21 protein-coding genes and 3 pseudogenes are annotated in these 23629 nt (G+C 34.2%); 4 read left to right on the top strand and 20 right to left on the bottom strand.

What is annotated here, in order from left to right; translation table 11 throughout:
• Nucleotides 1–234 precede the first annotated feature (234 nt).
• Nucleotides 235–1322: pseudogene (locus EM808_RS12565) on the top strand (NAD(P)-dependent alcohol dehydrogenase).
• A 477-nt stretch (nucleotides 1323–1799) separates the two neighbouring features.
• Here the strand turns inward: EM808_RS12565 and EM808_RS12560 are convergent.
• Together EM808_RS12560 and EM808_RS12555 are read right to left on the bottom strand one after the other, a co-directional pair.
• Nucleotides 1800–2249, bottom strand: a complete 450-nt coding sequence (locus EM808_RS12560) for a GNAT family N-acetyltransferase (RefSeq protein ID WP_127738558.1) — start codon at nucleotides 2247–2249, stop codon at nucleotides 1800–1802.
• Between the two features lie 357 nt (nucleotides 2250–2606).
• On the bottom strand, nucleotides 2607–3248 hold the full coding sequence (locus tag EM808_RS12555) for a TetR/AcrR family transcriptional regulator (RefSeq protein WP_127738557.1): 642 nt from the start codon (nucleotides 3246–3248) through the stop codon (nucleotides 2607–2609).
• A 224-nt stretch (nucleotides 3249–3472) separates the two neighbouring features.
• Here EM808_RS12555 and EM808_RS12550 point away from each other — a divergent pair, with 224 nt between their 5' ends.
• The gene (locus EM808_RS12550) at nucleotides 3473–4360 is read left to right on the top strand and encodes an NmrA family NAD(P)-binding protein (protein WP_127738556.1); all 888 of its coding nucleotides are present in this window, start codon (nucleotides 3473–3475) and stop codon (nucleotides 4358–4360) included.
• 972 nt (nucleotides 4361–5332) lie between these two features.
• On the opposite strand, the gene EM808_RS12545 is transcribed toward EM808_RS12550, so the two are convergent.
• Nucleotides 5333–5695: an MmcQ/YjbR family DNA-binding protein gene (locus EM808_RS12545; RefSeq protein ID WP_127738555.1), complete on the bottom strand. Its 363-nt coding sequence runs from the start codon at nucleotides 5693–5695 to the stop codon at nucleotides 5333–5335.
• A 796-nt stretch (nucleotides 5696–6491) separates the two neighbouring features.
• Nucleotides 6492–6830 (bottom strand): winged helix-turn-helix transcriptional regulator, encoded by a 339-nt coding sequence (locus EM808_RS12540; RefSeq protein WP_127738554.1) that lies wholly within the window; start codon nucleotides 6828–6830, stop codon nucleotides 6492–6494.
• Nucleotides 6831–6936: 106 nt separating this feature from the next.
• On the opposite strand from EM808_RS12540, the gene EM808_RS12535 reads away from it, so the two are divergent.
• Nucleotides 6937–7320, top strand: a complete 384-nt coding sequence (locus tag EM808_RS12535; RefSeq protein WP_127738553.1) for a RidA family protein — start codon at nucleotides 6937–6939, stop codon at nucleotides 7318–7320.
• Between the two features lie 368 nt (nucleotides 7321–7688).
• Here the strand turns inward: EM808_RS12535 and EM808_RS12530 are convergent, their stop codons facing one another.
• The 11 genes and pseudogenes from EM808_RS12530 to EM808_RS12480 all read right to left on the bottom strand — a co-directional run bounded on the left by EM808_RS12530 (nucleotide 7689) and on the right by EM808_RS12480 (nucleotide 17293).
• Nucleotides 7689–8132, bottom strand: a complete 444-nt coding sequence (locus EM808_RS12530; RefSeq protein ID WP_127738552.1) for an ASCH domain-containing protein — start codon at nucleotides 8130–8132, stop codon at nucleotides 7689–7691.
• 248 nt (nucleotides 8133–8380) lie between these two features.
• Nucleotides 8381–9139 (bottom strand): CPBP family intramembrane glutamic endopeptidase, encoded by a 759-nt coding sequence (locus tag EM808_RS12525; protein ID WP_127738551.1) that lies wholly within the window; start codon nucleotides 9137–9139, stop codon nucleotides 8381–8383.
• Between the two features lie 397 nt (nucleotides 9140–9536).
• A complete protein-coding gene (locus tag EM808_RS12520; RefSeq protein ID WP_127738550.1) occupies nucleotides 9537–9998 on the bottom strand; it encodes a DinB family protein in 462 nt (153 codons plus the stop codon).
• 234 nt (nucleotides 9999–10232) lie between these two features.
• On the bottom strand, nucleotides 10233–10655 hold the full coding sequence (locus EM808_RS12515; protein ID WP_127738549.1) for a VOC family protein: 423 nt from the start codon (nucleotides 10653–10655) through the stop codon (nucleotides 10233–10235).
• Nucleotides 10656–11025: 370 nt separating this feature from the next.
• A pseudogene (locus tag EM808_RS12505) lies at nucleotides 11026–11773 on the bottom strand (tyrosine-type recombinase/integrase).
• A 101-nt stretch (nucleotides 11774–11874) separates the two neighbouring features.
• Entirely contained in the window at nucleotides 11875–12756 is an 882-nt protein-coding gene (locus tag EM808_RS12500) for a tyrosine-type recombinase/integrase (protein WP_127738546.1), read from the bottom strand.
• Between the two features lie 12 nt (nucleotides 12757–12768).
• Entirely contained in the window at nucleotides 12769–13449 is a 681-nt protein-coding gene (locus tag EM808_RS12495) for a tyrosine-type recombinase/integrase (protein WP_225314835.1), read from the bottom strand.
• A complete protein-coding gene (locus EM808_RS29110) occupies nucleotides 13383–13601 on the bottom strand; it encodes a site-specific integrase (RefSeq protein ID WP_225314836.1) in 219 nt (72 codons plus the stop codon). Before EM808_RS29110 ends, EM808_RS12495 begins: the two co-directional genes overlap by 67 nt.
• Nucleotides 13602–13604: 3 nt before the next feature.
• Nucleotides 13605–14432: pseudogene (locus tag EM808_RS12490) on the bottom strand (tyrosine-type recombinase/integrase).
• 175 nt (nucleotides 14433–14607) lie between these two features.
• Nucleotides 14608–14793 (bottom strand): DUF2513 domain-containing protein, encoded by a 186-nt coding sequence (locus EM808_RS29785; RefSeq protein WP_127738545.1) that lies wholly within the window; start codon nucleotides 14791–14793, stop codon nucleotides 14608–14610.
• Nucleotides 14794–14878: 85 nt separating this feature from the next.
• Nucleotides 14879–17293 (bottom strand): EAL domain-containing protein, encoded by a 2415-nt coding sequence (locus EM808_RS12480; RefSeq protein WP_127738544.1) that lies wholly within the window; start codon nucleotides 17291–17293, stop codon nucleotides 14879–14881.
• Nucleotides 17294–17639: 346 nt separating this feature from the next.
• Here EM808_RS12480 and EM808_RS12475 point away from each other — a divergent pair, with 346 nt between their 5' ends.
• The gene (locus EM808_RS12475; protein WP_127738543.1) at nucleotides 17640–18221 is read left to right on the top strand and encodes a CBO0543 family protein; all 582 of its coding nucleotides are present in this window, start codon (nucleotides 17640–17642) and stop codon (nucleotides 18219–18221) included.
• A gap of 240 nt (nucleotides 18222–18461) precedes the next feature.
• Here EM808_RS12475 and EM808_RS12470 read toward each other — a convergent pair whose 3' ends face one another.
• The 5 genes from EM808_RS12470 to EM808_RS12450 form a co-directional block, all read right to left on the bottom strand.
• On the bottom strand, nucleotides 18462–19649 hold the full coding sequence (locus EM808_RS12470) for a levoglucosan dehydrogenase (protein WP_127738542.1): 1188 nt from the start codon (nucleotides 19647–19649) through the stop codon (nucleotides 18462–18464).
• Nucleotides 19650–19715: 66 nt separating this feature from the next.
• Nucleotides 19716–20537: a sugar phosphate isomerase/epimerase family protein gene (locus EM808_RS12465; RefSeq protein ID WP_127738541.1), complete on the bottom strand. Its 822-nt coding sequence runs from the start codon at nucleotides 20535–20537 to the stop codon at nucleotides 19716–19718.
• A gap of 491 nt (nucleotides 20538–21028) precedes the next feature.
• Nucleotides 21029–21829, bottom strand: coding sequence for an SDR family NAD(P)-dependent oxidoreductase (locus tag EM808_RS12460; protein WP_127738540.1), 801 nt, complete (start codon nucleotides 21827–21829; stop codon nucleotides 21029–21031).
• 132 nt (nucleotides 21830–21961) lie between these two features.
• Nucleotides 21962–22255 (bottom strand): putative quinol monooxygenase, encoded by a 294-nt coding sequence (locus EM808_RS12455; protein ID WP_127738539.1) that lies wholly within the window; start codon nucleotides 22253–22255, stop codon nucleotides 21962–21964.
• Between the two features lie 17 nt (nucleotides 22256–22272).
• Nucleotides 22273–23580: an MFS transporter gene (locus EM808_RS12450; protein ID WP_127738538.1), complete on the bottom strand. Its 1308-nt coding sequence runs from the start codon at nucleotides 23578–23580 to the stop codon at nucleotides 22273–22275.
• Between the last annotated feature and the right edge of the window lie 49 nt (nucleotides 23581–23629).

Here is a 23629-nt window from a genome sequence, read left to right as displayed (position 1 = left end):
ATGTTGATCCCTAATAGCCTACAACAGGAAATATTAATAGTTATAAGTTATATTACCGTTAATAGATAAGAGCTTATTATCATAAGAAACGTCGGCTAGACATAACAGATGTTTTCTATGCCGTTCTACTTGCAAAACAATCTTTAAATTGATTTCCTCTAATGATTCATAATACATATACATATTCATCTAGATAAATTGCACCTATTAACGTTAATTAAAGGGAGAATAGAAATGAAGATTAAAGCAGCAGTAACACCTGGACAAGGTAAAGATTTTATTATCGAAGAAATTGACTTGGCAGCCCCAAAGACAAATGAAGTACTTGTGAAGATCGTTGCTACGGGTGTTTGTCATACAGATGCAGTAGCAAGAGATGCAGACATTGCACCACTTCCTGCAGTATTAGGACATGAAGGGTCAGGAATTATAGAAGAAGTCGGAGAAGGTGTTACACGCCTGAAAAAAGGGGACCATGTTGTCTTATCATTCGCACATTGCGGGCATTGTGAAAACTATTTAACAGGTCACCCAACAGTATGTGAAACATTTAATGACCTGAATTTTTGGGGAATGAATGACGATTATTCACATCGATTATTAAAAGATGGTAAACCACTTTCTACATTTATTGGTCAATCTTCATTTGGTACATTTGCTGTTGCACATGAGCGTAATGTTGTTAAAGTGGATAAAGATGTAGATTTAGCATTGCTGGGGCCCTTTGGATGCGGAATACAAACGGGAGCTGGTACCGTTTTAAATAGTATCAAGCCAGAATTTGGTTCAACAATTGCTATTTATGGTGCAGGAGCAGTTGGCAGTTGGTTTAAGTACGATAATGGCAGCAAAAATAGTAGGCCGTAAAACAATGATTGCCGTCGATGTACATGATTCACGTTTGGAGCTAGCCAAAAGCCTCGGAGCCACCCATATACTTAATGGAACAAAAAAGATGTAGTTAAACAAATTAAGGAATTTACAAACGGAGTTACAAAGTACGCTGTTGATAATACTGGTGTCCCTCCCGTTGTACGTCAATGCTTACTTACGCCCACTCGGTAAAGCTGCAATAGTCGGTGTTACACCAGAAATGAATATCGATGTGCATAATGATATAATTGCTGAAAGTAAAAAATGATGGGTGTAATTGAAGGCGACTCAGTCCCAAATGTATTTATTCCACAATTAGTTGCTTACTATAAAAATGGCCAATTTCCATTTGATAAATTAGTCAAATTTTATGAGTTCAATCAAATTAATGAAGCATTTGAAGCATCAAAAATGGTGAGGCAATTAAACCTATTTTGAGACTTCAATAATTATTTTTTAGTAATTAAAGCCTTCTAATAAACATAGAAGGCTTTTCCTCTAAATGGGATGAAATCTAGTCATTGATTATTCATTCTTATATGGTGTCTAATTTATGATCCTATAAGTCTTGTGAGTCCAAATCTACTTATTCTCTTGTAGAATAACATGAAAAATGTAAAAATTTAACTTCTATCCTCTTTTAGGCATTTTTACTTTCTCCAATTGTTACTATAATCATTTCCTGCTGCCCAGATACATCATATAGTGAATTTTGAGATAGGGATGATAACTTTACATTTTCATGTAGCACTTGGATTATATGATAATAAAAACTCAATGGGTATTGTCGATTCTTTTTGGCTATATGGCATGGTCCTCTTATTCCAATCAAGCCCCCGTTAGTTCAATAACAAAAAGAGTTACCTATTTACCCCAAGATTTTTATAGTTCTACCTCTTTACCACTAAAAGCCCAAATAACATCATTTACTTGGGTTTCCATTCATATTGAATATCTGGTAAATTTTCTTCATTTTCATGTCCTCTATTTATGATTTCAAACCCTTGTTTTTCATAAAACCTTTGTGCTTTTTCATTTACTTCGAATGTGTACAATGTTAGTTTCCCACTTGATTGTGCTTTCGCTTTATCAAGTAATGTCCGACCTATACCGATACCCTGATACTCTAAATGTATATATAGTTGGCTTATTTCCCTATCGTTATAGGCAATCATTCCAACAACATCTTCATCAATTAATGCTAAATCTATTTGAAATTGTTCAGGTAATATGTGATTTAAAAAATAGACGTGATTTTCAAAGTCATGGATTTCTTTCTGACCAATAGCCTTTTCCTTACTAACTCGCCACATTTTCACTGTTTGTTCTGCGTATTTGGTGTTATAAGGAATAATACAGATATTATGTTGCTTCATGTTATACCACCTCAGAATTTTTTAGAATGCACTGATAAGCTAAAGCCCCCTAAAGGTTACGTAACTTCTTCACAAACTTCTTCCCTTTTGTTCAAATTATTACAGAAATGCTGCTCCTTAATGCATAAGTATCCAATTTAAGGATTAACACACCTCTAAGTGCAATTTTCACAACTTTATCGCTCTCCAGTCCAGCATCAAAATAATAAATAAGTGATATAGATAAATAATTATTACTAGTTTTAGGTTTACAGCGTTGTTTTAGTTGCAAATTTAAAGGTCATCTAAATGGATGGCTTTTCTAGCGTATATACTACAAACATTAAAATGATTACTCCGATCACGAGATGATGGTGTTCATGAAATGGTTTGTAGTATACGAATGATTTCTTTTTCAATACCGGAATCGTCAACAGTATCTAAATAATCCGGTCTAATGACTTGATATTGTTTCATTTTATAATATTCCATCACAGCTTGTTTCAAGGTAAGATCATACCACTGAATACTAAATGTCGGTTCCATAATGCGCCGTAGCGAAGCATCGTCTTGCACTAAAGACAGCGCAATGTGTATTCTGTTGAAAATATTTTCATCCATACCTGATTGAAAAAAAGATTGTAGATTTTTAATCCTATTTTGTTGGGCAACAAAAATATTCTCAAAAAGCTGTGGGTAATATTCCTTGAGATCTTGCAGGAACAAATCCGATAAATAAATAACACTTATTAACGATTCTGAAAAGATTTTTTGAAATCGCTCAATATAAGAAATTGAATCATCATTTGCAACGGTATCAGCATGATGCAAATACTGAATATAATACTCTACAACCTGTTCGATGATTTCATCTTTGGATGAGAAGTGCTTGTAAAGTGTCACTTTACTAATATCCATATTTTTTGCGATATCATCAATTTTCATTTGGCTAAACCTAGTTTTTCTAATTACAGGTTTTATTTTGTTAAGATATTGATCTACGCTCACAGGTTTTCTCACAGTTGAAGCCTCCTTTAAGCTCTTAAAATAATATTATAACAAATAACTGTATAGATGAACTGCATTAACAAAATTAAATAACTTTACTATTTTAACAAATTTAGTTTACTTATTTAATTAACCATTGTATAATCTCACTTGTAATGAATATACAATCGAATAAGGTATAGCTTTCTCAAGCGATACCCTTTTCTCGAAATCAACCAAAAAAGGAGAAAAAAACAATGAAAATTGCAGTTCTCGGCTCACTCGGCAATATCAATCGCAACTATCTCCCAAGACTAATCTCAGACGGCCACGATGTCACCGTCATCACAAGCTCAAAGGATCGTATCGATGACATCGAAGCACTAGGTGCTAAAGCAGCCGTTGGCTCAAATCGCGACGTAGAATTCCTCACTCAGACTTTCAAAGGTAGCGACGTAGTTTACCTTATGATTTCGGGTATCAATTACACTTCTGGCATCGATATGTGGCAGACCTCCATTGAACTTTCTGAAATTTATAGAATCGCTATACAGAATTCTAAAGTAATAAATGTTGTCAACCTCAGTTCAATAGGAGCAGACAATCCTAATGCCGGTATTCTCTACAGCTATCATTTTGCCGAAGACGCGTTAAATTCGCTTGAGGGGGTTAACATTGCCCATATACGCCCTGTTGGATTTTACAGCAACCTTTTTGCCGACATGCAAAGTCTCAAAACCCAGGAGACCATCTTCAGCCCAATTTCAGTTGACATTCCACAAGGCTGGGTTAGCCCTGTTGATATTGCTGAAGTAGTTTATGCTCTGATTTCCCGTACTCCAGCGGGTAAAAGCACAAAATTTGTAGTTAGCGATTGGGCAACAGGTAGTGATTGGCTTAAAGCTCTTGAAGATAATGGTATTGAAGCCAAATACCAACAAATCCCCATAGAAGCACTCACTGACCAGATGAAAAAGATTGGGTTTCATGAAAATACCGCTAACGGTTTTGCCCAAATGAACCGGGCTACTGAGAAATACGACGAATTATATGCCAGTCTCCATGCTAGTGATTACTACCTCGGTAAAGTCAAGATTAGAGACTTCGCAAAAGTTTTTGCAGATGTGTATAAAAAATCCGTTTAATTTGTCCAGGGTAGCTTATGTTCCTAATTCAGTGTTCAAACAGAATTATTTCTGACCTGGTTTTGATCAATAAAATACACCCATACTGAATATGAGTTATATTGAGGTTCCTTAAAGTATTATCATAAAAATAAAAGAAGCCCTGAAATTCCCCATCATAAAGGAATCTTAGGGCTTCACCTTTGTGAAGCAATGGAACTGTTTATACAAAAGTAGTGGAAGTATAATAGAATATCTTCAATCCTTTTTAAATTATGCGGTTAGTTTTAACTAGTTGGCAGGCAGAAGAAAGAGTATAAATCTTTCGCTACCTTTTGGAAAAACATCACAAGAGAAATACTGATGAAATACATGCAGAGGATAACAACATTTAGTTGAGACAGATGGTGACCTTTTTTGCACTTAATTTAACTTATACATTTAAATCTTCATTACCACCATAATGTTTAATTATATAAATTTATTTTATGCTTCAATAACATTAACACCCTGACGTACATAAACTGCACCGATTGTTATATAAGTAGAGCTACATAATGATTAATACCAATACAATAGAAAAAAACAGTTACAACTTAACAACTGTATCTATCAAATAACACTCATTTTATGGCATACCTTTTTGATTAATAGTTTTCTTGGATGTCTCCTTTAACCATTTTACTAGTTTCAGTATGATTACTTAGGCTTTCAATAAGTATATCCATGGACTTAGAAACTAAAAACAGAAAAGCCTCCAAATTATAGTTCATTAATATATCCAATATACACCAAAATACAAGTATTATATAAATTTTTCCTATAGTATAATTTAATTTGACCTAAACAGAAATAAAGTAGATTGATACGAATCTCTAGAATACTCACCTATTTGCATACTGCTTATTCCTTAGGACAAGAATCGGTAACTAGAATTGTATGAGAATCATATTGAGTACTACAGAAAAAGGCATGATTATCTCTAGTAATGAATCAATGCCTTCCCTTTTTTTGATTAATTTCACTCTTACTTTTAGTTAACATATAGCTTTGCTTTATCATTTCATAAATATCTTCCTGAGGAACAGTCCCGTCAAGAATTATAGAATTCCAATGGTCTTTATTAAGATGAAATGCCGGAACTACCGAATGGTAAATCTGACGATAATATTCCAAAAAACCGGGTTGACATTTCACATTAATCCAAATATTATCATCCTTTTCAAAGATCCACGCAAACACTCTTTTATTATCTATATGTCGCATTAATGTCCAATTCTTATCGCGAAATGGATAATCCTCGTATGTATCACCCATACACAAGCAGTACCTGATAGCTCCCTCTCTAGTTTTCACTGTTAACCCTCTTCTCTATACTCTTTACATAAATGGAATACTCATTAAAACATCTCAATGCTATAAGAAAAGTCTAATGACTTTTCAGTTGACTAGAGCAGAAGTTTTGCAAAATATGTGTATCGAACACTAAAACGGAAAAAGAAAGAACACTCACCTTATTAAGATAAGGGTTTTATATTTGATTTCCTCCCAATCCATTTTGACTGAGCAAATTATAAATTCGCTAATTTCTCTTTTTCTAGTTTAACCGAAATATCACTGTAGTCCTCTAACACTTTGCTGGACCAATCAATTGCTAATTGTAAAGCTTCTTCTCTACCTTCAAGAAATTGCCTAAATTGCACTCCTAATAGATATTAGAATCAGCACCATTCTCATTTTTCTTAAATTAGGATTATCAAGCTTAATACTATCATCAATCTTAAAATCATAACAAAACTACCATCATCAACAAGACTTTTCTGTTTTACTTCTGCAGCAAACCTTCCCTTATATCTAAAATTACAACTTACTAATTCTGGTATAAGTGTTAATGAATCCTAGTGTTAAGATTGAGTATATACCAATGGAGCTATTGAATTTCCTTGAATAATTAATATCTTATGAAAATAGCAATTAGGTATGCACTAATTTTACAATGGAAGTGAATCTCCAATTGTTAGACCTTCATCTAACAATTGGGGTGCACTTCACAATTAGGTAACTGTTTTCTGTTTTCTGTTCTCTATTGTAAAATACTGAAATAGTCTCACTCTGTTTTCATATGAGTTCCCATTTTCTATACAACAAGAAGTTAATTATTGCGGTTTTTTTCTCCCCATTCACATAATTGTTCTAAAACAGGTAATAGCGTTTCTCCTTTATGTGTGAGACTGTATTCCACTTTAGGAGGGATTTGAGGATATTCTTTTCGTCTAACCATCCCATCTGCTTCCAAATCTTTAAGTTGTGTACTCAATGTTTTAAAGGTTATAGTTCCTAACCTTCTTTTCATCTCATTAAAGCGAACGGGTTGATTTTCCGAAAGGAGATAGAGAATCAGCATTTTCCATTTCCCTCCTACAACTGACAATGTATATCCGAAAGGTGTCTCTTGGATATTACCCTTTTCTTTAAAATCAGCCATACTCATATTTGACACTATCCTTTCTGGTAGTAGCTATCTAAATAGTGCGTACTATTTATTTCTTTGTATTCATTTTATACTTACCTTACTTTGAAATAAAGGAGAGAAAAAAATGACTAATGTTAAAACCTACAATCACGACCTATGGGATCACGGCATTACCCAAGGATACAGCGTCAACGGTACTATCTACATTTCAGGTCAATTTTCGCACGATAAGGATGGTATGTTTGTTGGCAAGGAGAATATTGAAGCTCAGACTCGACAAACATTTGAGAACCTCGACCGAGTATTGGAGGAATTTGGTGTCACTAAGTCCAACCTCGCTTATGTGGAAGTCTTTCTAACAAGACCACAAGAGCATTCCGAGTCAGTCATCAGTCTGTTCAAGGAATACCTAGAACAACACAGACCATCCGGCAGCCTCATCGGCGTAACTTACCTAGCGTTCCCAGAGCAATTAATTGAAGTTAAGGCGGTGGCACACACTGATTAAGCAGGCTATATTTTAATAACAAAGTGATTATGTCAAACCTACTTAGGTATATTTAACAAATAAAGTGAATTTAAATTAAATAAAACCAAATATCATTACAGCTGCCCCGTTTCTTCATAAGCTAGTTTTTCATTTATTACAGGAATGCTACTCCATTAGTACCATAACCAATCAGGGGCATTATTCCTCTTGGATTAATGCCCCTGATTAAGTAATACAATTCACAATCTTGGTTATTTCATGGAGAATTTTTTAAAGGTATGTTACACCTTAAATAATAAAATAAGCTTTTATATACAACTTGTTTTTCGGAACAGGGAACAACTGCTAAATAAAATGCCATTTATTATTCTTTAGCATTTATTTGCTTATTTTGGATATACTTTTTTAAACCTTTCACACACAACTAACATATTTGGTGAAAATGCTATATCATACTCTTTTAACAATTCAGTAAAGAACTTCTCGTGTGCATTCCACCAGAATCGGTAATCACCCTCACCCTCAGCTAAAGCAAATTCCTCGGTGACCTCATTCATTGGAACAACTTGCACAGATTCAATTTCTATAACCGCAACTGGATTTTCCTTACCATTTAAAACAATATAATACTCACCAACCATAGGGGGTGCTTCCTTTTCCATTTCATAAAACACGAGACCAGAAGTTGTTGCTTTCTTCTTTCCAGTAACTACTAAGTCTGCTAACCAATCAGCAGAAGCTCCAAATTGGAAAGCATCTCTATATTGAATTCCCTCTTTTTGAGTTTCTTCACAAAATTCATTCCAAAATTCTTTAACCCTGTTATTCATTTGATACTTCCTTTAATAATATTTTCATTTCTTCGAAATCTTCAATCTATATACCTATTCTAGGTAAATTTGGATTATCCTTCTTGATACAGATAGGTAGGATGCTACAGGTGCGTTTGAAACCACTGAGCATTTAGGTAAATATTTATGATGCAGAGTCCATTCACAATCAGGAATTTGCGACTATCCTTACGAAAGATCAGATTTTGAGAGAATTAAGTCTTCTATAAAAATAACCCCATACTTAGTTATGGGATTTTTGTAATTCGAGAATCCTGAATAGAATTTTCATCCTCCCCAAGCTTTGCCATATAATCTATTAAGAAATGAAGAAGAACAAGGGGGATAATTGAATTAAGTCCCATAAATAAAACGGAGAAAATCAAGCCAACTATCGCTGTCCGCAATACGCCTGATAATAGCCCCTGATACGTATGAGCAAGTCCGAACAAAAGGGACGCAAAGATGACAACAAACCAAACGGACAGGTTTGGGAAAAAATAAGAAAAAGCAAAGATTAAAAAGCCTCTGTATATTATTTCCTCCGTAAGTCCTGCCGTAATAGAAACGTAATTCCATAACTTCTTTTCTCTTTTACTTACAGGCATTGCGAGGTACTCTGATTTTTCTTTTTCTCTGTTTTTTGCTTCGATGAGTTTTTTACGAATATTAATACTGACGTGGTATCCTATCATATAATATAGGATAGCAAGAATATAAATGCCAGTTAAGGCAAATACGGTGTAGGTAATGATAGGGCCAAATACATTTGTGTTAATGTAAGGTAAGGTAAACCCTATTTGATTAAAGGTAAGTTCTGTGAAAAGGACTAAGAGGATGATATAGAGAGTAGGAGCCCACAAGCCTACAATAGAATTAATATAATACTTCTCTCTGGCATGTGGATTTGTTGTGACATTTACCTTGAATTTCTGAAAATCATAATATCCGTAAATTGGCTCATATATTAACACAAATACAATCATTATCCAAAGGAAAATCTCCATGCAAACCTCCTTATTTTATGGTTTTATCTACCCATTTATATTTATTCAAGATAAACCGCGATACTCCTTCTTCATAATACAGCTGTATTATTTAAGTTATGGAAAATAAGGAAACTGTGCTGGATTACGCCGATTTTTTCGTATAAACATTAGCAATCAATTTAGTCCTGAATAAGTTAATAAAGTTTAAAATTCACTTATCCTTATTGAACTAACCTGCAGTTTGTGACTCACTTATAGAAACGTCGCTCTCATTGTTATATATATATTTATCTATAACAAACAATTATAGAGTAAATTCTAAAAATTAAAGAATAGATACAAGGTTTAATTGATTGTAACTTAAAATAAGAAATTCAATCATAAATAAGGATGCTAAAACAATTGCTTAGAAAATTTATATTAACCACTTTTTAATATTATTGATGGCTTGTAAATGTATCCCTTCGTGAAAGATGGTTCGAATCAACACTTGTTCAATAGTTCGCATTCCCATTTCAGTGGGTGGAAATATTTCTTCTAATCTGTACCCATAGTTTTCCTTCAATTTGCTAGGTTGTAATTCCAGCAATTTTTTTAGTTCTATATAAGAAGGAGTTTCAGGTGTAAAGTGATCTGGTGTTGTCCCATAACCAAACCAATTATTATAAATTACTGGAGCCTCTGTTTTCTCTTTCGTTAAAGTCTCAATCCATAAGTATTGATCCAAATAGATATGTCCCATATTCCATCTAATATTATTATTAAAATTTTTTGGGACTATCTCAGCTGCATCTGCACTTATACCGTTTAAACTATCTAAAACATCTTCTCTGTATGTTTGTAACTGTTTGAAAAGGTTCATATGCCGTTCTTTCATCCTAAATCTCCTTTCGAATAAAATAATTTAATTTTATCTTTCAGCAACTTCCATTTATCTCCTAGTACCAATTTCTCTACTTTTCTTTTTTACTTTTTTCTATTCCTGGAATGCTGCCATGTTAATTGAAAGGAAAAAATGCTGATCTAAATTGAATCTTCAACTAACAATCTTCCTCGTTATGGAAGACTGAATGGGCAATGGTTTATTAAAAGCATCGCCTCCAAATTTTATTTAACCATTGGAAATCAAATATTTTTCTCTGAAACTTGGACTAAGTTCGCTCCACACATCAAATTTATTACCATCCAAATCATAAAATACAAAATTTCTTCCCGAATGCCCTCTGTCCTCAATATACCCAACTCTAATTTCACTTTGCTGAAGTTCTTTATGTATCACTTCTAACGCTTTTAATCCATTAACTTCAAATGTTATCGAAAAACGCTCATTACCATAAATATCATAGAAATTAGAACTTTGATTTTCATTTGATTTAACAAGAAAAATACTTTGATTAGCAAAGTTAAGAATTGCTTTGTCTTGATCTTTGAAGCATAACTCTGCTCCTAGTTTATTTACATACCAATCAGAAGAAATATCTACATTAGTCACTGGTAAATATGTTGTGCCTATCCTTAATAATTGCTCACCCATTTTTTGTCTCTCCTTAAATCCCAAAATAATCTAATTTAAATCATTCAACAAAAAATTCATACTTCCTGCATTAAAGAAGTATTTTACACTGATTTATGCAACTGTTATACAACTAAACTCCCACGTTTCTCCCATAAGATATTCTTTTCATTTATTACAGGAATGCTCCTCAAAAAACATCCCTTAATCTCTTAAATACTTAGTTTCACGCAGAAAATGTGCGTTTATTCCTAAAACAAGCGTTAATCCTTCTTAGATTGAAAATATGTTATAATAAAAAAACGTCTAATCCCATATATACCAAGGGTTTAGACATTTTTATTTTGAAGATTATTAAGCGTTTATCTATATTTGGCGCAAACTTTCATTCTCACATCAGTTGATCATATATGGCTTTTCTTGCTTCATGATATAAGCGTGCATATAACTGTGTTTGATGTGGACCATTATACCCTAATAGAACTTGTATACATTCTAAGGGCATTCCTTTCATTGCTAGATGTGCAGCAAATGTATGTCGTAAGGTGTGTGGAGTCAAATGAATATTAAGCTTGTTGGAAATATTTAAATTTTTTTTGGATGGTACGTGTGCACATTGAACCTGTCTTGGAAGTATTAACAAAAACAAATGGTAATTCATCATCACGTTCATTTAAGTAAGATTTTAGATGCTCTGCACACTCTTGTGTGAATAATACGATACGTTCTTTTTTATGTTTCCCATTTGGAATAATAATCATGCGCTCCGGCCAATTAATATCTTCCCTTTTTATTTCAGTCAATTCCTTAATACGCACGCCACTAGCATATAGTACTTCAATAACTGCTCTTTCCTCTAATTTACCCTTTACCAATTGCCTCAATTGCAACAAATCCCCTTTTTGCAAATAAATTGGTGATTTATCTTCTACCTTTGGAAAAGGAATATTGATTGCAGGATTTTTTATAAGAAAACCGTCTTCCACGCAGTACTTAAAAAACAATTTAATACCAGCTAACTTTGTTTTTACAGTAACAGCTTTATATGCTTTGTTATCTAAGGAAGACATCCATCTTCTTATGTCTTTTGAATCAATTTCATATATTGACTTGTTACAAAAATCAATTAATTGTTCCATTGCAATGATATACCGAAGTAATGTACCATCTGTTAATCTAAAACTATATCTTCTTTAAATTGTTGCAAACATTTTTCAGAAGTAATCATTTAAACCCTCTCTTATCCCATAAATTTACGGTAGAGGGATATTATTTCCCTCTTTGGAAGCCTAGCATAGATTTGTGTAGTCCCAACATCACTATGTCCTAATTCATCCCCAATAAATGATAAATCAGCACCTTTCGTCAATAATTCTGTGGCAAAAGTATGACGTAGGCGGTGTGGGTACAAATTGGTTCTTACTTCAGCACCCTCGCCTATATCTTTAATGATTTGTTGTATAGTTCTTTTACTTAACCGTCTTCCTGTATAGGTTAAAAAAAGGGCTTTTTGCGAAGTATGATTCAAAGAAATATACTTTTCTAACAAAAATGCACAACTTTCAGTAAAATGTACATAGCGAAGCTTTTTGCCTTTACCGACAACACATGCAGTACGTTTCTCGATGTTGATATCTTCTACATTTAGCTCACTTACTTCTCCTACTCTACAACCTGTGGTAAGCATAAATTCAACTAACACCTGATTACGAAGTGACGTAATTTCACTATAGTGTCTAATTTTAGCAATATCTTCTTTTTCTAAATACTTTGGTAGTGATTGAGGAAGTCGCGGAAACCATCTGCTTTTTATTGGATTAATGTTCACATGCTCTTCTTGAATACAAAACTTGTAAAAGGATGAAATAATACTTAAACGGAGCTTGAAATATGCTTCACTTGAATGGACATCCTCTTTTTTAAACCAACCTAATACTTCATCAGAGGTTATAGTTGTACATGGCTGCTTCATTTCTCCAAAAAATATTTCTAAAAATCTTCGGTATGCAATAATCGTTCCTTTGCTTCTTTTTGCTACTTTTAAACTAAATAAAAATCCACTGACTATTTCCTGATTAATTTTATTGGGTAATTCCTTAGTCAACTCCCAATAATTATCCATTTATTCATCCCTCTATTGATATATATCATATTTATTTTTTCTTGCATATTCCATCAGACGCGTATAAATACGAGTACTATTAATATCAACATGACCAAGTAATTCCTGGATGTAACTCTGAGGCATATTTTTTTCTGCTAAGTGGGCAGCAAATGTATGATGTAAAGTATGTGGTGTTACTTTATAACCAAGTGATCTAGAGAAGCTACGGAAGTTTTTTTGTATAAATTCTCGGTGTAGAGGTTCCCCTCTTCGATTGGAAAATAAAAACAAACTGTACGTTTCTCGCATATCGAAATACTTCTTTAACCGTTCTGCGCAATCATGTGTAAATAAGACAAAACGCTCTTTATTTCCTTTCCCTTCTCGTATCCATATTTGCCTAGTTTCCCATCTAATACCTTCTAGTTGAATTTGTAATAGCTCACTGACCCTTACTCCTGTGGAGTATAACGTTTCTATTATTGGGCGGAATTGATAATCATTTTTAGTTAATTCTTGAAGTTGTGCTATTTGACGCCTGTTTAAGTAATACGGAAGGACATCCTCTTTTTTAGGGGTTTTTATTGTTTGAATTGGACTCTTTTTTAGAAGGTTCTCTTCCATACAATATTGATAAAATGACTTTACACCTGATAGTTTAATATGAATCGTACCTTTTTTAGATCTCGTTCCTCCATGGATGCAAGCCATGCTCTTATATCTTTGACTTTGACTTCATCATATTGTACCCCACAAAACGAAAAAAATTGATTAAGAGAAAGTCTATAACTTCGAATAGTTTCCTCACTAAATCTAGATTGATGATCATTGAAAAAAGTATCAAGTATATTTGCTTTCAACATTTTCTACCCCATTTTATTTTGATAGGCTGTAACTAAATCTTCTTTTAAAATTCGTGCATAGATTCGAGTTGTATTTAAATTTACATGACCTAGTTCATCAGCAATTAATTCAAGAGATGCTCCCCTAGCCAACATGTTAGTAGCAAATGTATGTCTACAACAATGTGGATGTAAAGACTTCGGTATATCAGCCTTTTCACCAATTTTTCTCGTAATATAATAGATAGCATTGGATTTGAGTCGTTGACCTGAGTTATTTAAAAATAAAGGATCTATACCGTCAGCATTTCACGTTTTTAAATACTCACTCAATATGACGGCACACTCCTCTGAAAAGTGTACTTTCCGCTCCCTATTTCCTTTTCCTAATACATCCGCACATCTATTTTCTAAGTTAACATCTCGAATCGCAAGATTAGACACTTCTGAACTCCTGCAACCTGAAGACAATAAAAATAAAATTAGTGATCGGTCACGTAGATTCATATTCTCTGCAGCAATTTTGACCCTAACAAACTCTAATTCATTTAAATACTTTGGCAAAGATTGCGGTATTTTGGGTCTCCATCTTTTTTTTATAACAATTTTTTCTATGTACTCTTCTGCAAGGCAAAATTGTAAAAACGAAGATAGGGCTGAAAGATACGCATCAACTGTCCTCTCTTTTTTTCCTTTGGTAAAATGATTTAAATACTCTCTTACTTCATCTGCTGTTAGCAAAGATAAAGGAACTGTACAGATACTAAAGAAGCGTTCTAAAAACCAACGATAGGTTCTTATTGTTCGTTCAGCTTTATTTTCCAGTTTTAAACCCAACAAATATTCGTTCATTATCCTTCTCATCGACTCATCTTTTAGATTGCTCTTTCAATAGTCCTTTAAAACCTGCATTATTTAAACTCCTTTCTCTTGTTCTATTATGGTGAACTATTATAATCTTTAACTAATAGTGATTCTTATATACCTATATAACTACAATAAAAAAACATCCTAACGGATGTCCGAATCATTCTATGCCTAATCTTTTTTTGAGTTCGATCTTAGCAAAATCCTTTATTATACCAAAGGAAAGTTGCCCTAACTCTAATCCTTTGGTCTTTATTCCATCTTTTACTTTGTTCCAAATGGAGTCGTTTTTAATAGAATCTAAGAAATCATGACCATTCCAGGTTAAACTGCTATATATCCACATTGGACTATTATCACCATATACTATCTAATTTTTTATAAATCCTGCTTGTTCCATAAGATTTAAATGGTAAACAGCAATTTCTCTGTTATACTTTTTCGGAAATATCTCTTCCAACCAAAATAAAGTGTTCTGGTGCTCCATGCTTCCCTAGTACCGGAGTACCAACACCTTCAAATAATATAGAATTCCCACTGGCTGTCAAAAAATGAGCTTCCATTTTTGCTGGTTTTTTAGTTTCTATTATTTCATTAAATCCATTAATTACATTTTGTTTGTCTTTAGGATTTATTAAATCAAATGAGCACTCACCTAAAAATGTTTTCAAAGGGTAACCTGTTAAATTTGCTAAGGATGGCGAGGAATATAATATATTACCATTGATGTCTAATAGCATTATTATGTCCGTCATATTTTCAGCGATAAGACGGTACTTAAACTCACTTTCCTTCAAAGCTTTTTCTACATTTTTACGTTCAGTTATATCAATACAGGAACCAATAACTTCAACTACTTCTCCCCCCTTTTTTATTGGGCGTAAAGTAGCTAAATAATAAATCCCACATAGTTCGTCCTCATAAGTAACAAATTCTTCACCTTCCCATGACCTATTGTAGAAGGAAGTTTTTTTGATAGCATTTTCGTGAGGTAGGAATTCCTCTAAACTTTTACCAATAACTTGAGAAGGAATAATTCCAAATTGATACAGTAATTCCCCATCACATAATGTATGAATGAATCGATCATTAATTTTTTTAAACTTGAACATCATACCTTGTTGTAATCGAACAGTATCATGTAACTCTCTCTTGGCTTTTTCTAATAACTCTTTCATCCAGATCTTTTCGTTTAGATTCCCAGGTATTCCATTTGCCTCAACAATTTGTTCAATTTCTATGCGTTTATGTTCTAAATCATTAGCTATTAACGGCTTACTTAAAAAGTATCCTTGCCCTTCGTCGCATAAATGATTCTGCAGAAAAACAAGTTGTGCATTTGTTTCTATTCCTTCCGCAACTACCTTCAAATTCAAATTATGAGCCAAAGAAATGATAGTTTTCACAATTGTTTCATCGTTAGGATTGTTATGTAGATTCCGAACGAATGATTGGTCAATCTTTAAGATATCTACAGGGAAATTTTTCAAATAGCTCAGCGAACTAAATCCAGTCCCAAAATCATCAATGCTTATACGAACACCAACCTTTTTGAGGCGCTGTAACATTAGTATTGAATTCTCAATATCAGCTGTCATGCTTTCAGTAATTTCAACTTCTAAATATTGAGGTTCAAGTCCCGTCTCCTGAAGAACTGTTTCTATTGTGTCAACTAGATTTGGTTGATTAAATTGAATGGCTGATAAATTGACAGAAACAACTGTTTTAAATCCTCTTTCTTGCCATATCTTATTTTGTTTACAAGCAACGTTCAAAGCCCATTCACCGATAGGAATTATTAATCCAGTTTCTTCAGCTATTGGAATAAATGTCCCAGGTGGAATCAATCCCCAGTCCGGATGTTCCCAACGAATTAAAGCTTCTACTCCTGTTATTCTCCCAGTAGTTAAATTTATTTTTGGTTGATATTGGAGAAAAAATTGATCTTGTTCTATTGCTTTATAAAGCTCTATCTCCAACTTAAGTGGATCAATATTCCCTTCCCCCTGATTAGTGGAGTAGAAGTTAAAATTACTTCCTCTCGTTTTTTTTGCTTTATTCATTGCAAATGCAGCATGCTTCATAAGCAATTCAACGCTATCTCCATCCATTGGAAACCGACTTATACCTATACTTAGTGAAGTCTTTAGTTCAAAGCCATTAATTAAAAATGGGATTGTAACAGATTCTCTTACTTGATTAATAATAGACGATATCTCTTCTTGATCCTGATATTCTAAAGTAATAAGAAACTCATCTTCAGAATAACGTCCAATGAAGCCTGTTCGATTTACAATCCTCTTTAAACGTTCTGCAGTTTGTTTTATTAACTGGTCTCCAGATTCATAACCAAACGTATTATTTACTTTCTGTATTTTGTTAATAGATATGAAGATAACTGCAATAGGGTTCTTAAGACCTTGTAATTTTTCTTTTAAGTAATTATTAAAAAAATATCGGTTTGGGAGATCTGTCAAAACATCATAATTAGCTAGATAGTTCATTTTTTCATACTCTTGCTTTTTGCTCGTAATATCTCTAAAAAATACCGACAGACCTTCCGCAGAAGGAAAGGCCCTTATTTCATACCATCTATTATTAAAATACTCTTTAAATTCTACTTTAGTTTGTTTTGACCAAGCATGTCTGAATCGCTTTACAATTTTTTGTATGTCGTTATGGGGTAATACTATATATATTTCTTGTCCAATTACATTTTCACGTTTAATTTGCAAGAGATTTTCAGCTACATTATTTATATATTCAAATTTTAAATCTTTACTTAGCGAATAAAACGCATCAGAAATTCTTTCCAAAATTATCTCAGTATTGATTGCCTTGCTCAAAAATATTAACCCCTTTCAATTAGTGTAGTGATTCGAAGTCTCCTGAAGAACTACAATTTCGGGCATTTGTGTTTATAAGATAGTTTCTTTCAAAAGCAAGTATAAAGGTTGAAGAAAAGACAACTTGAATTTTTTGAAATTTTTGACACCATAAAACTCTCTTTAGGAGATTATTTCATTTATTTCACTTTAAAACTGGCTATACTTCTTAAAGCTAATCCCACTCTATTTATTTAGAACGATACCTATTGATACGGAAATAATTATTTTAAATTCAATCGCTTATAAGCTAAATATAATTGGTTATTCTAAGTATATAATTGTCAAACAGTTAGGAGGAACATAAATGGATCGTTTACGTGATTTTGACAAGATTGTATACGGCAGAAAAGAGAATACAGACTCTTTGATTAATTATTGGATAGAATATTCCAACCCTTTAACGTGGCAATTTTGGGTTTTAGTTGCTATCCTTTTAGTCCCTTTGGCCATTCTTTATATCAAAATTGACAAAAGTAAAGTCTTTCTAATTGGTTTCTATGGATATAGCGTTCATGTATTTTTTACATTTATTGATGTATACGGTATTAATAGTGGGTATTGGCATTATCCTTATCAGGTTTTCCCTGCACTTCCAAGCATCTCACTAGACACCTCCATGGTACCTGTAGCCTTCATGCTTGTATACCAATGGACATTAAACAATCATAAAAATTATTACTTATACACTATAATCACTGCTGCAATATTTGCATTTATATTAAAGCCACTGTTGGTAAGTATTGATCTATTTAAAATGTACGGTAAAATCAACTATTTCCATTTATTTATCGGTTATATAGCTGTACTTTTAATAGCAAAAGTTATAACATGGTTATTTCTTAAATTATATAACCCTACCTTCTCTTCGAAGAATAGAAAAGAATAAAATACTTAATTTCATTACATTGTCAATCTTAAGGAAAAGGAAATTGAACAAAATTTCTAATTTTCACATCCCAGGTTTGTAGTGAGCTATTGAGCCTCCTTTTCCGATCTGAATTTATAATAATTATGTTTCCGAAGGACGTAATACAGGTAAAGAGGCTCCTCGAATGAGAAGCCTCCTTTTAAGTACGAGAAATCTTTCGCTCAAATCCCAGTAAGTAGGGACCTTCTGCCTTTCTCATTATTTTATAAACGCAGTTGTTTTTTCAAGATTTACCCATTGACCTTTTTCAGCAGATTCAAGAATTGCCTCTGCAATTAATTCAATCTGATAACCATCATTGAAGTTAGGTGAGAACTCAGTACCTTCACTAATCGCTTTAAAGAAGTCATATGTTTCAATTATCTTTGTTTCGCCGTAACCAATACCTAAAGCAGGAATAGGCCATAATGCTTCACCATAAGGAGTAGCAGGTCCTGAGTAAACTGTTCTAAAGCCTTTGGCATCACTTGGATCATCAGCGAAGCAAACTTGAAGCTCATCACGGCGCTCATAGTTAAAGTATAGAGAACCTTTTTCTCCATGAATTTCAAAAGTTAGAAAATTATTACGACCATGTGCATTACGTGTCGCTTCAATCGTTCCGATTGCACCATTATCAAACTTAACCATCGTAATAAATTCATCATCCACATCTACAGTTACTTTAGGTACATCTGTGCCACCAGCTTTTACTGTACCTAACTTGTCGATGCCTCCAGTTTGTATAGGTCTTTCAGGAATCCATGTTTTTGTGATTGCATTTACATCTGTGATTTCACCAACAAGGTAACGAGCATAATCAACTACATGTGTACCAATATCGCCTAGAGCACCTGACCCAGCTATTTTCTTTTGGAATCGCCATGATAATGGAGAGTTCGGATCAGCTGACCAGTCTTGTAAGTAAGTTCCACGGAAGCTAAGTACTTTACCAATTCTTCCTTCTTCAATATATTTTTTCGCAAGCGAAACTGCTGGTGTTCTCCTGTAGTTAAAAGCAACCGCATGTTTTACACCTGCCGCTTTTACTGCTTCTAACATTTCCTTCGCTTGTTCAGCACCTAATGCCAAAGGCTTTTCACAGATTATATGCTTTCCAGCCTTTGCAGCTGCAATAGCAATCTCTGCGTGAGTATTATTTGGAGTTACAATATCAATCACATCGATTTCTGGATTGTTAACAACTTCTCTCCAATCCGTAGCATAGTTGTCAAATCCTAATCTTGCTGCAGCATCTTTAGCCAGTCCTTCGTTAACATCAACTACTGTATGGCGATGTGGAATTGCTGGTGCTGGCCAGAAAAACATTGGCATTCCTGCATATGCAAGTGAATGCGCTTTACCCATAAATCCTCCACCTATCATACCTACGTTTAATTTTTTCATCTTAATATCCTCCTATTGTTATCTTCTTAACTTTAAGAAAATTTTATATTCTAATTGATAAAAATTTTATGCTTGATTTACTTTATCAAATTTATTTAAATAGCTACGACTGATTTTAGCCCCTTGTTTTGGGTCTGGATAGCTATCTAACTCAACTGTAATCCAGCCATCATAGTTTGCTTCTTCTAAAGCTTCAACCATTCCATCAAATTTTTGATGTCCTTCGCCTAGTGGTAAAAAATCTCCATTAGCATAATCCTTGAAATGTATATACTTGATACGATCCACATATTTTCTGATGACTACTACAGGATCTCCTCCACCAGCTTCGATATGTGCAGTGTCTGGGCAAAGGTTAATTCTTGTTAATGGCATTAATTTATCTAGTTGATTAGGAGTCTGTACATTAGTTCCTAAGTGGGGGTGATAACTCGCAACAATGTTATATTTTTCAGCAATTTCCATAACTTTATTAAGCGCATTACCAAGAGCAGTATAATCACTTTCAAGAATTCCATTTGCACGTATTGCTCCGCCGCCGATCACAAGATGCTCTGCACCTACTTCTGATGCGAATGCCGCTACACTTTCGATTTTTATTAATTCTTCTTCTAAAATATCAGGGAAAATAAAGTTCCCGCCTGTATAAACACCAACCAAAGTTAAAGAATACTCGTCCATCAATTTTAAAAACTCATCTTTTTTATCTTTGTATTCCATTAAGTTGCCATCAAAGATTTCAAAGCCATCAAAGCCAGCTTCGGAAATATCCTTTAATGCCTCTTCGGTTGATCCGTAAGCAAGGTAGTAAGAATCCTTAACTGAAGTAACACCTGCTGGATGACCAACTACGCCGCCCCAAGTATTTGTTTGATAACCTAATTTCATATGATTACCTCCATATGTGTTGGATTTAGTGTGCTATAATTCATCATAGAAAATCCGAAGCAAATTCACCTCTAGTATAGTAACCGATTACATTTTAACGAAAATATCTTTTCTAACTTTCAGATAAAACAGTGGTTTAAGTATCATTTACGATACTTAATTAATCAAACAAAATGTAATCCATTACATTTTTTCTTACAGATGAATTGCTTGTTTCTAAAAAAAATGATTCATTTCTCTTTATTTCTAGTAAAAGTATCACCTAACAAGAATTATAGACTGTGTATCGCTTACATGAATTATTGTAATCGATTACAATCTGAAATGCAACCTCTAAATTTATATTGTCACAAAATGTCACAGATTGTTCACTAAATCTATGGCTGATTGATCATATGGTCAAAAGGAAAAACTTTTCCTTATACTGTCCCCATGAATAGATCCGCCTAATTGATTCAATATGAAGATAATCTATATCTAAGGAAGTTAACTTAGAGGCTCGCAACAGAGCCACCATCAACTCGAAGGTTTACACCATTAATAAAAGAAGCCTTATTAGATGCAAGATAAACGACAGCAGAAGCGACTTCCTCGATCGTCCCCGGCCGTTTCACTTCGACATGTGGACGATTTTCCTTTAAAAATTCCTGAATTGCTTCCTCATAACTTATATTCAGCTTCGCTGCGTTATCTTTTAACAAGTTCGCCAGCATTGGTGTCATGATAAACGCTGGAGAAACCGTATTGACAAGGATTCCATCCGCAGCATACGCCTTAGATAGGCTTTTTGTAAAATTAATCAGTGCAGCTTTGGAAGCATTATAATGAGGCATGAACGCGTCCGGTTGAATACCTGATTCAGATGAAATATTAATAATACGGCCTAATCCTGTGTTTTTCATATAGGGAATCACAGCTTTTGTCACACGTACAGCTCCAAAAAGATTGACATCAAATAGATGTTGCCATTGGTCTATATCCAATGATTCAAAGTCATCAAATCCACTAGCGATTCCCGCATTGTTAACAAGAATATCGATGGTTTTATACCAGTCGACAGCAGTAGAAATAAGATAATCTACATCAGCTTGTTTCGTTAAGTCCGCTTGAACAGCAAGCACACTTCCACCCATTTTTTCAATCTCAGCGGATGTTTCATTCAAAGCCTCTTCACCACGTACACAAATAATAACGTTTGCTCCTTCCTCCACGAATGCCATCGCAATAGCCTTCCCAATACCTTTACTACCGCCGGTCACAAGTACAGTTTTATTTTTTAATTCTAGATTCATGTTTTATCCATTCCTTTCTAGGTAGTAAGACAGTCTAATCTATGTTTAAATCGTTGCTTAAAGTTATCAAATAAGGATTAACTCTAACCGATACTCGGTCGGTGGAGTTAATCCTTATTTTTGTCCAACTAATTAATTTTTCAATGAAGACTCAAATAATTCTGCATCGATCGGTTCAGAGACAATCGGTTCAACAGCCTTAATGAATCTTTTAAAATGAGGGGTCTCCTCATGCCGCCCGATCGCTTGTTCATCCTTCCATTTCTCTACAAAGATAAAGCTATTCGCATCTTCCGGATCCTCATAGTAATGGTAACTGATATTTCCAGACTCTGCTTGAGAAGGTTTCGCTACAAGTCTTGCCTCTTCTAGAAATATTTCGCGAAATCGCGTTTTCACCTTGATATTCGCATGGATAATAATCATCGTTTCATCCTCCTTGGTTATGTTTCGTTTTTAACTCTGCTTGTGTTTACTCGCATGTTTCTCTTGTAAAAATCTCTTTCATCCTGTTTCTCTTCAGACGGAAGCTTCATAAACTTCATTAAATAAGCACCAAGGAAATACATGCCTGCGAAAATCCACATAACGCCATGAACACCAATAAGTCCGATGAATGCTCCAACAATTGCCGGTGCTATAAAATAGGACATCCCTGCACCAAAACTTACTATCGCCATCGCAGACCCTTTATTCTCAGGAGCTAGCGATGCTACAAGAGCTGAAAGTGGGACGAAACCACAAAGAGTAATCCCCATTAGAATACCGACAATATTCAAGGCTAAGAAACTGCTGCCAAAAACCTGCGGCGTGTAAAGCATAACTAATAACATGACACCCATGCCGAAGCTGCCAAGCCATTGAATCGTTTTGCGCCAGCCTAACCATTTATCACTAATGTAAGGAATGATCAGGTTAAAGATGATATTCGCAAACCACATCGTTCCCCACATTTGCAAAAACTGTTCAGTCGTGAACCCATATTCAGAATGCAAATAAAGAGGGAAAAAGATTGGCAGTGAACCGATACCTGTGGAATTGATAATTCGGACCACACCGCCAATTGCCACTTTCGGTTGTTCGATACAAATGGTAAATCCACTCAATAAGCTTTTTAGTTTTTCCTTCGGATTTCCTTTTTGTTCTTTTCTCATATCATCTTTCACTACGATACAGCCAATAATTCCACCAACCAATACCCATGCCACCGCACTCCACAACAACCCATTATAACCGATTTTCGGAAGCATGTAGGCAGGGAAAAAGCTTCCTACAACATAGAGCCCGCCACTCCAAGCAGCCCAAAACAATCCAACAGCTGTCGCCAATATGCGATCAGGACTGCGATATGTAACCCACACTAAGAATGAATAGCAAAATAACGGATAACCCAAACCGCGAATTCCATAAGTTGGTAACATAATAGCGTAATTATTTAGCTTTAAACCATATTCAATGAATAGAACCTGACCAAGTAACCAAGTTACAAGTCCGATAATCATGACTTTCCTTGGTCCCCACATCTCAGTGAGTATACCTGAAAAGTAAGAGGCAATAGCCAATATCGCTCCATAAACAGCAAAAAGTGTAGCAGATTGTTGAACGGTCAGACCCCTTTCGATAAGATACGGAGACAACCATGCGTGTTCAAGACCGTCACCAGCCATAAAAATTAATGTTGCAACAAATCCCCAAATCACTCCCATCGGAAGACCACCAAGAGTACGTCCTTGACCTAAAACCGCTTTCATTTTCAACACCTCTATTTTATAATGCTGGGGGATTAAGAGGAAGATTAAC

The organism is Niallia taxi (assembly GCF_004005475.1).
Lineage (GTDB): Bacteria > Bacillota > Bacilli > Bacillales > Cytobacillaceae > Niallia > Niallia taxi.
This window is presented reverse-complemented; position numbering and strand designations above follow the sequence as displayed.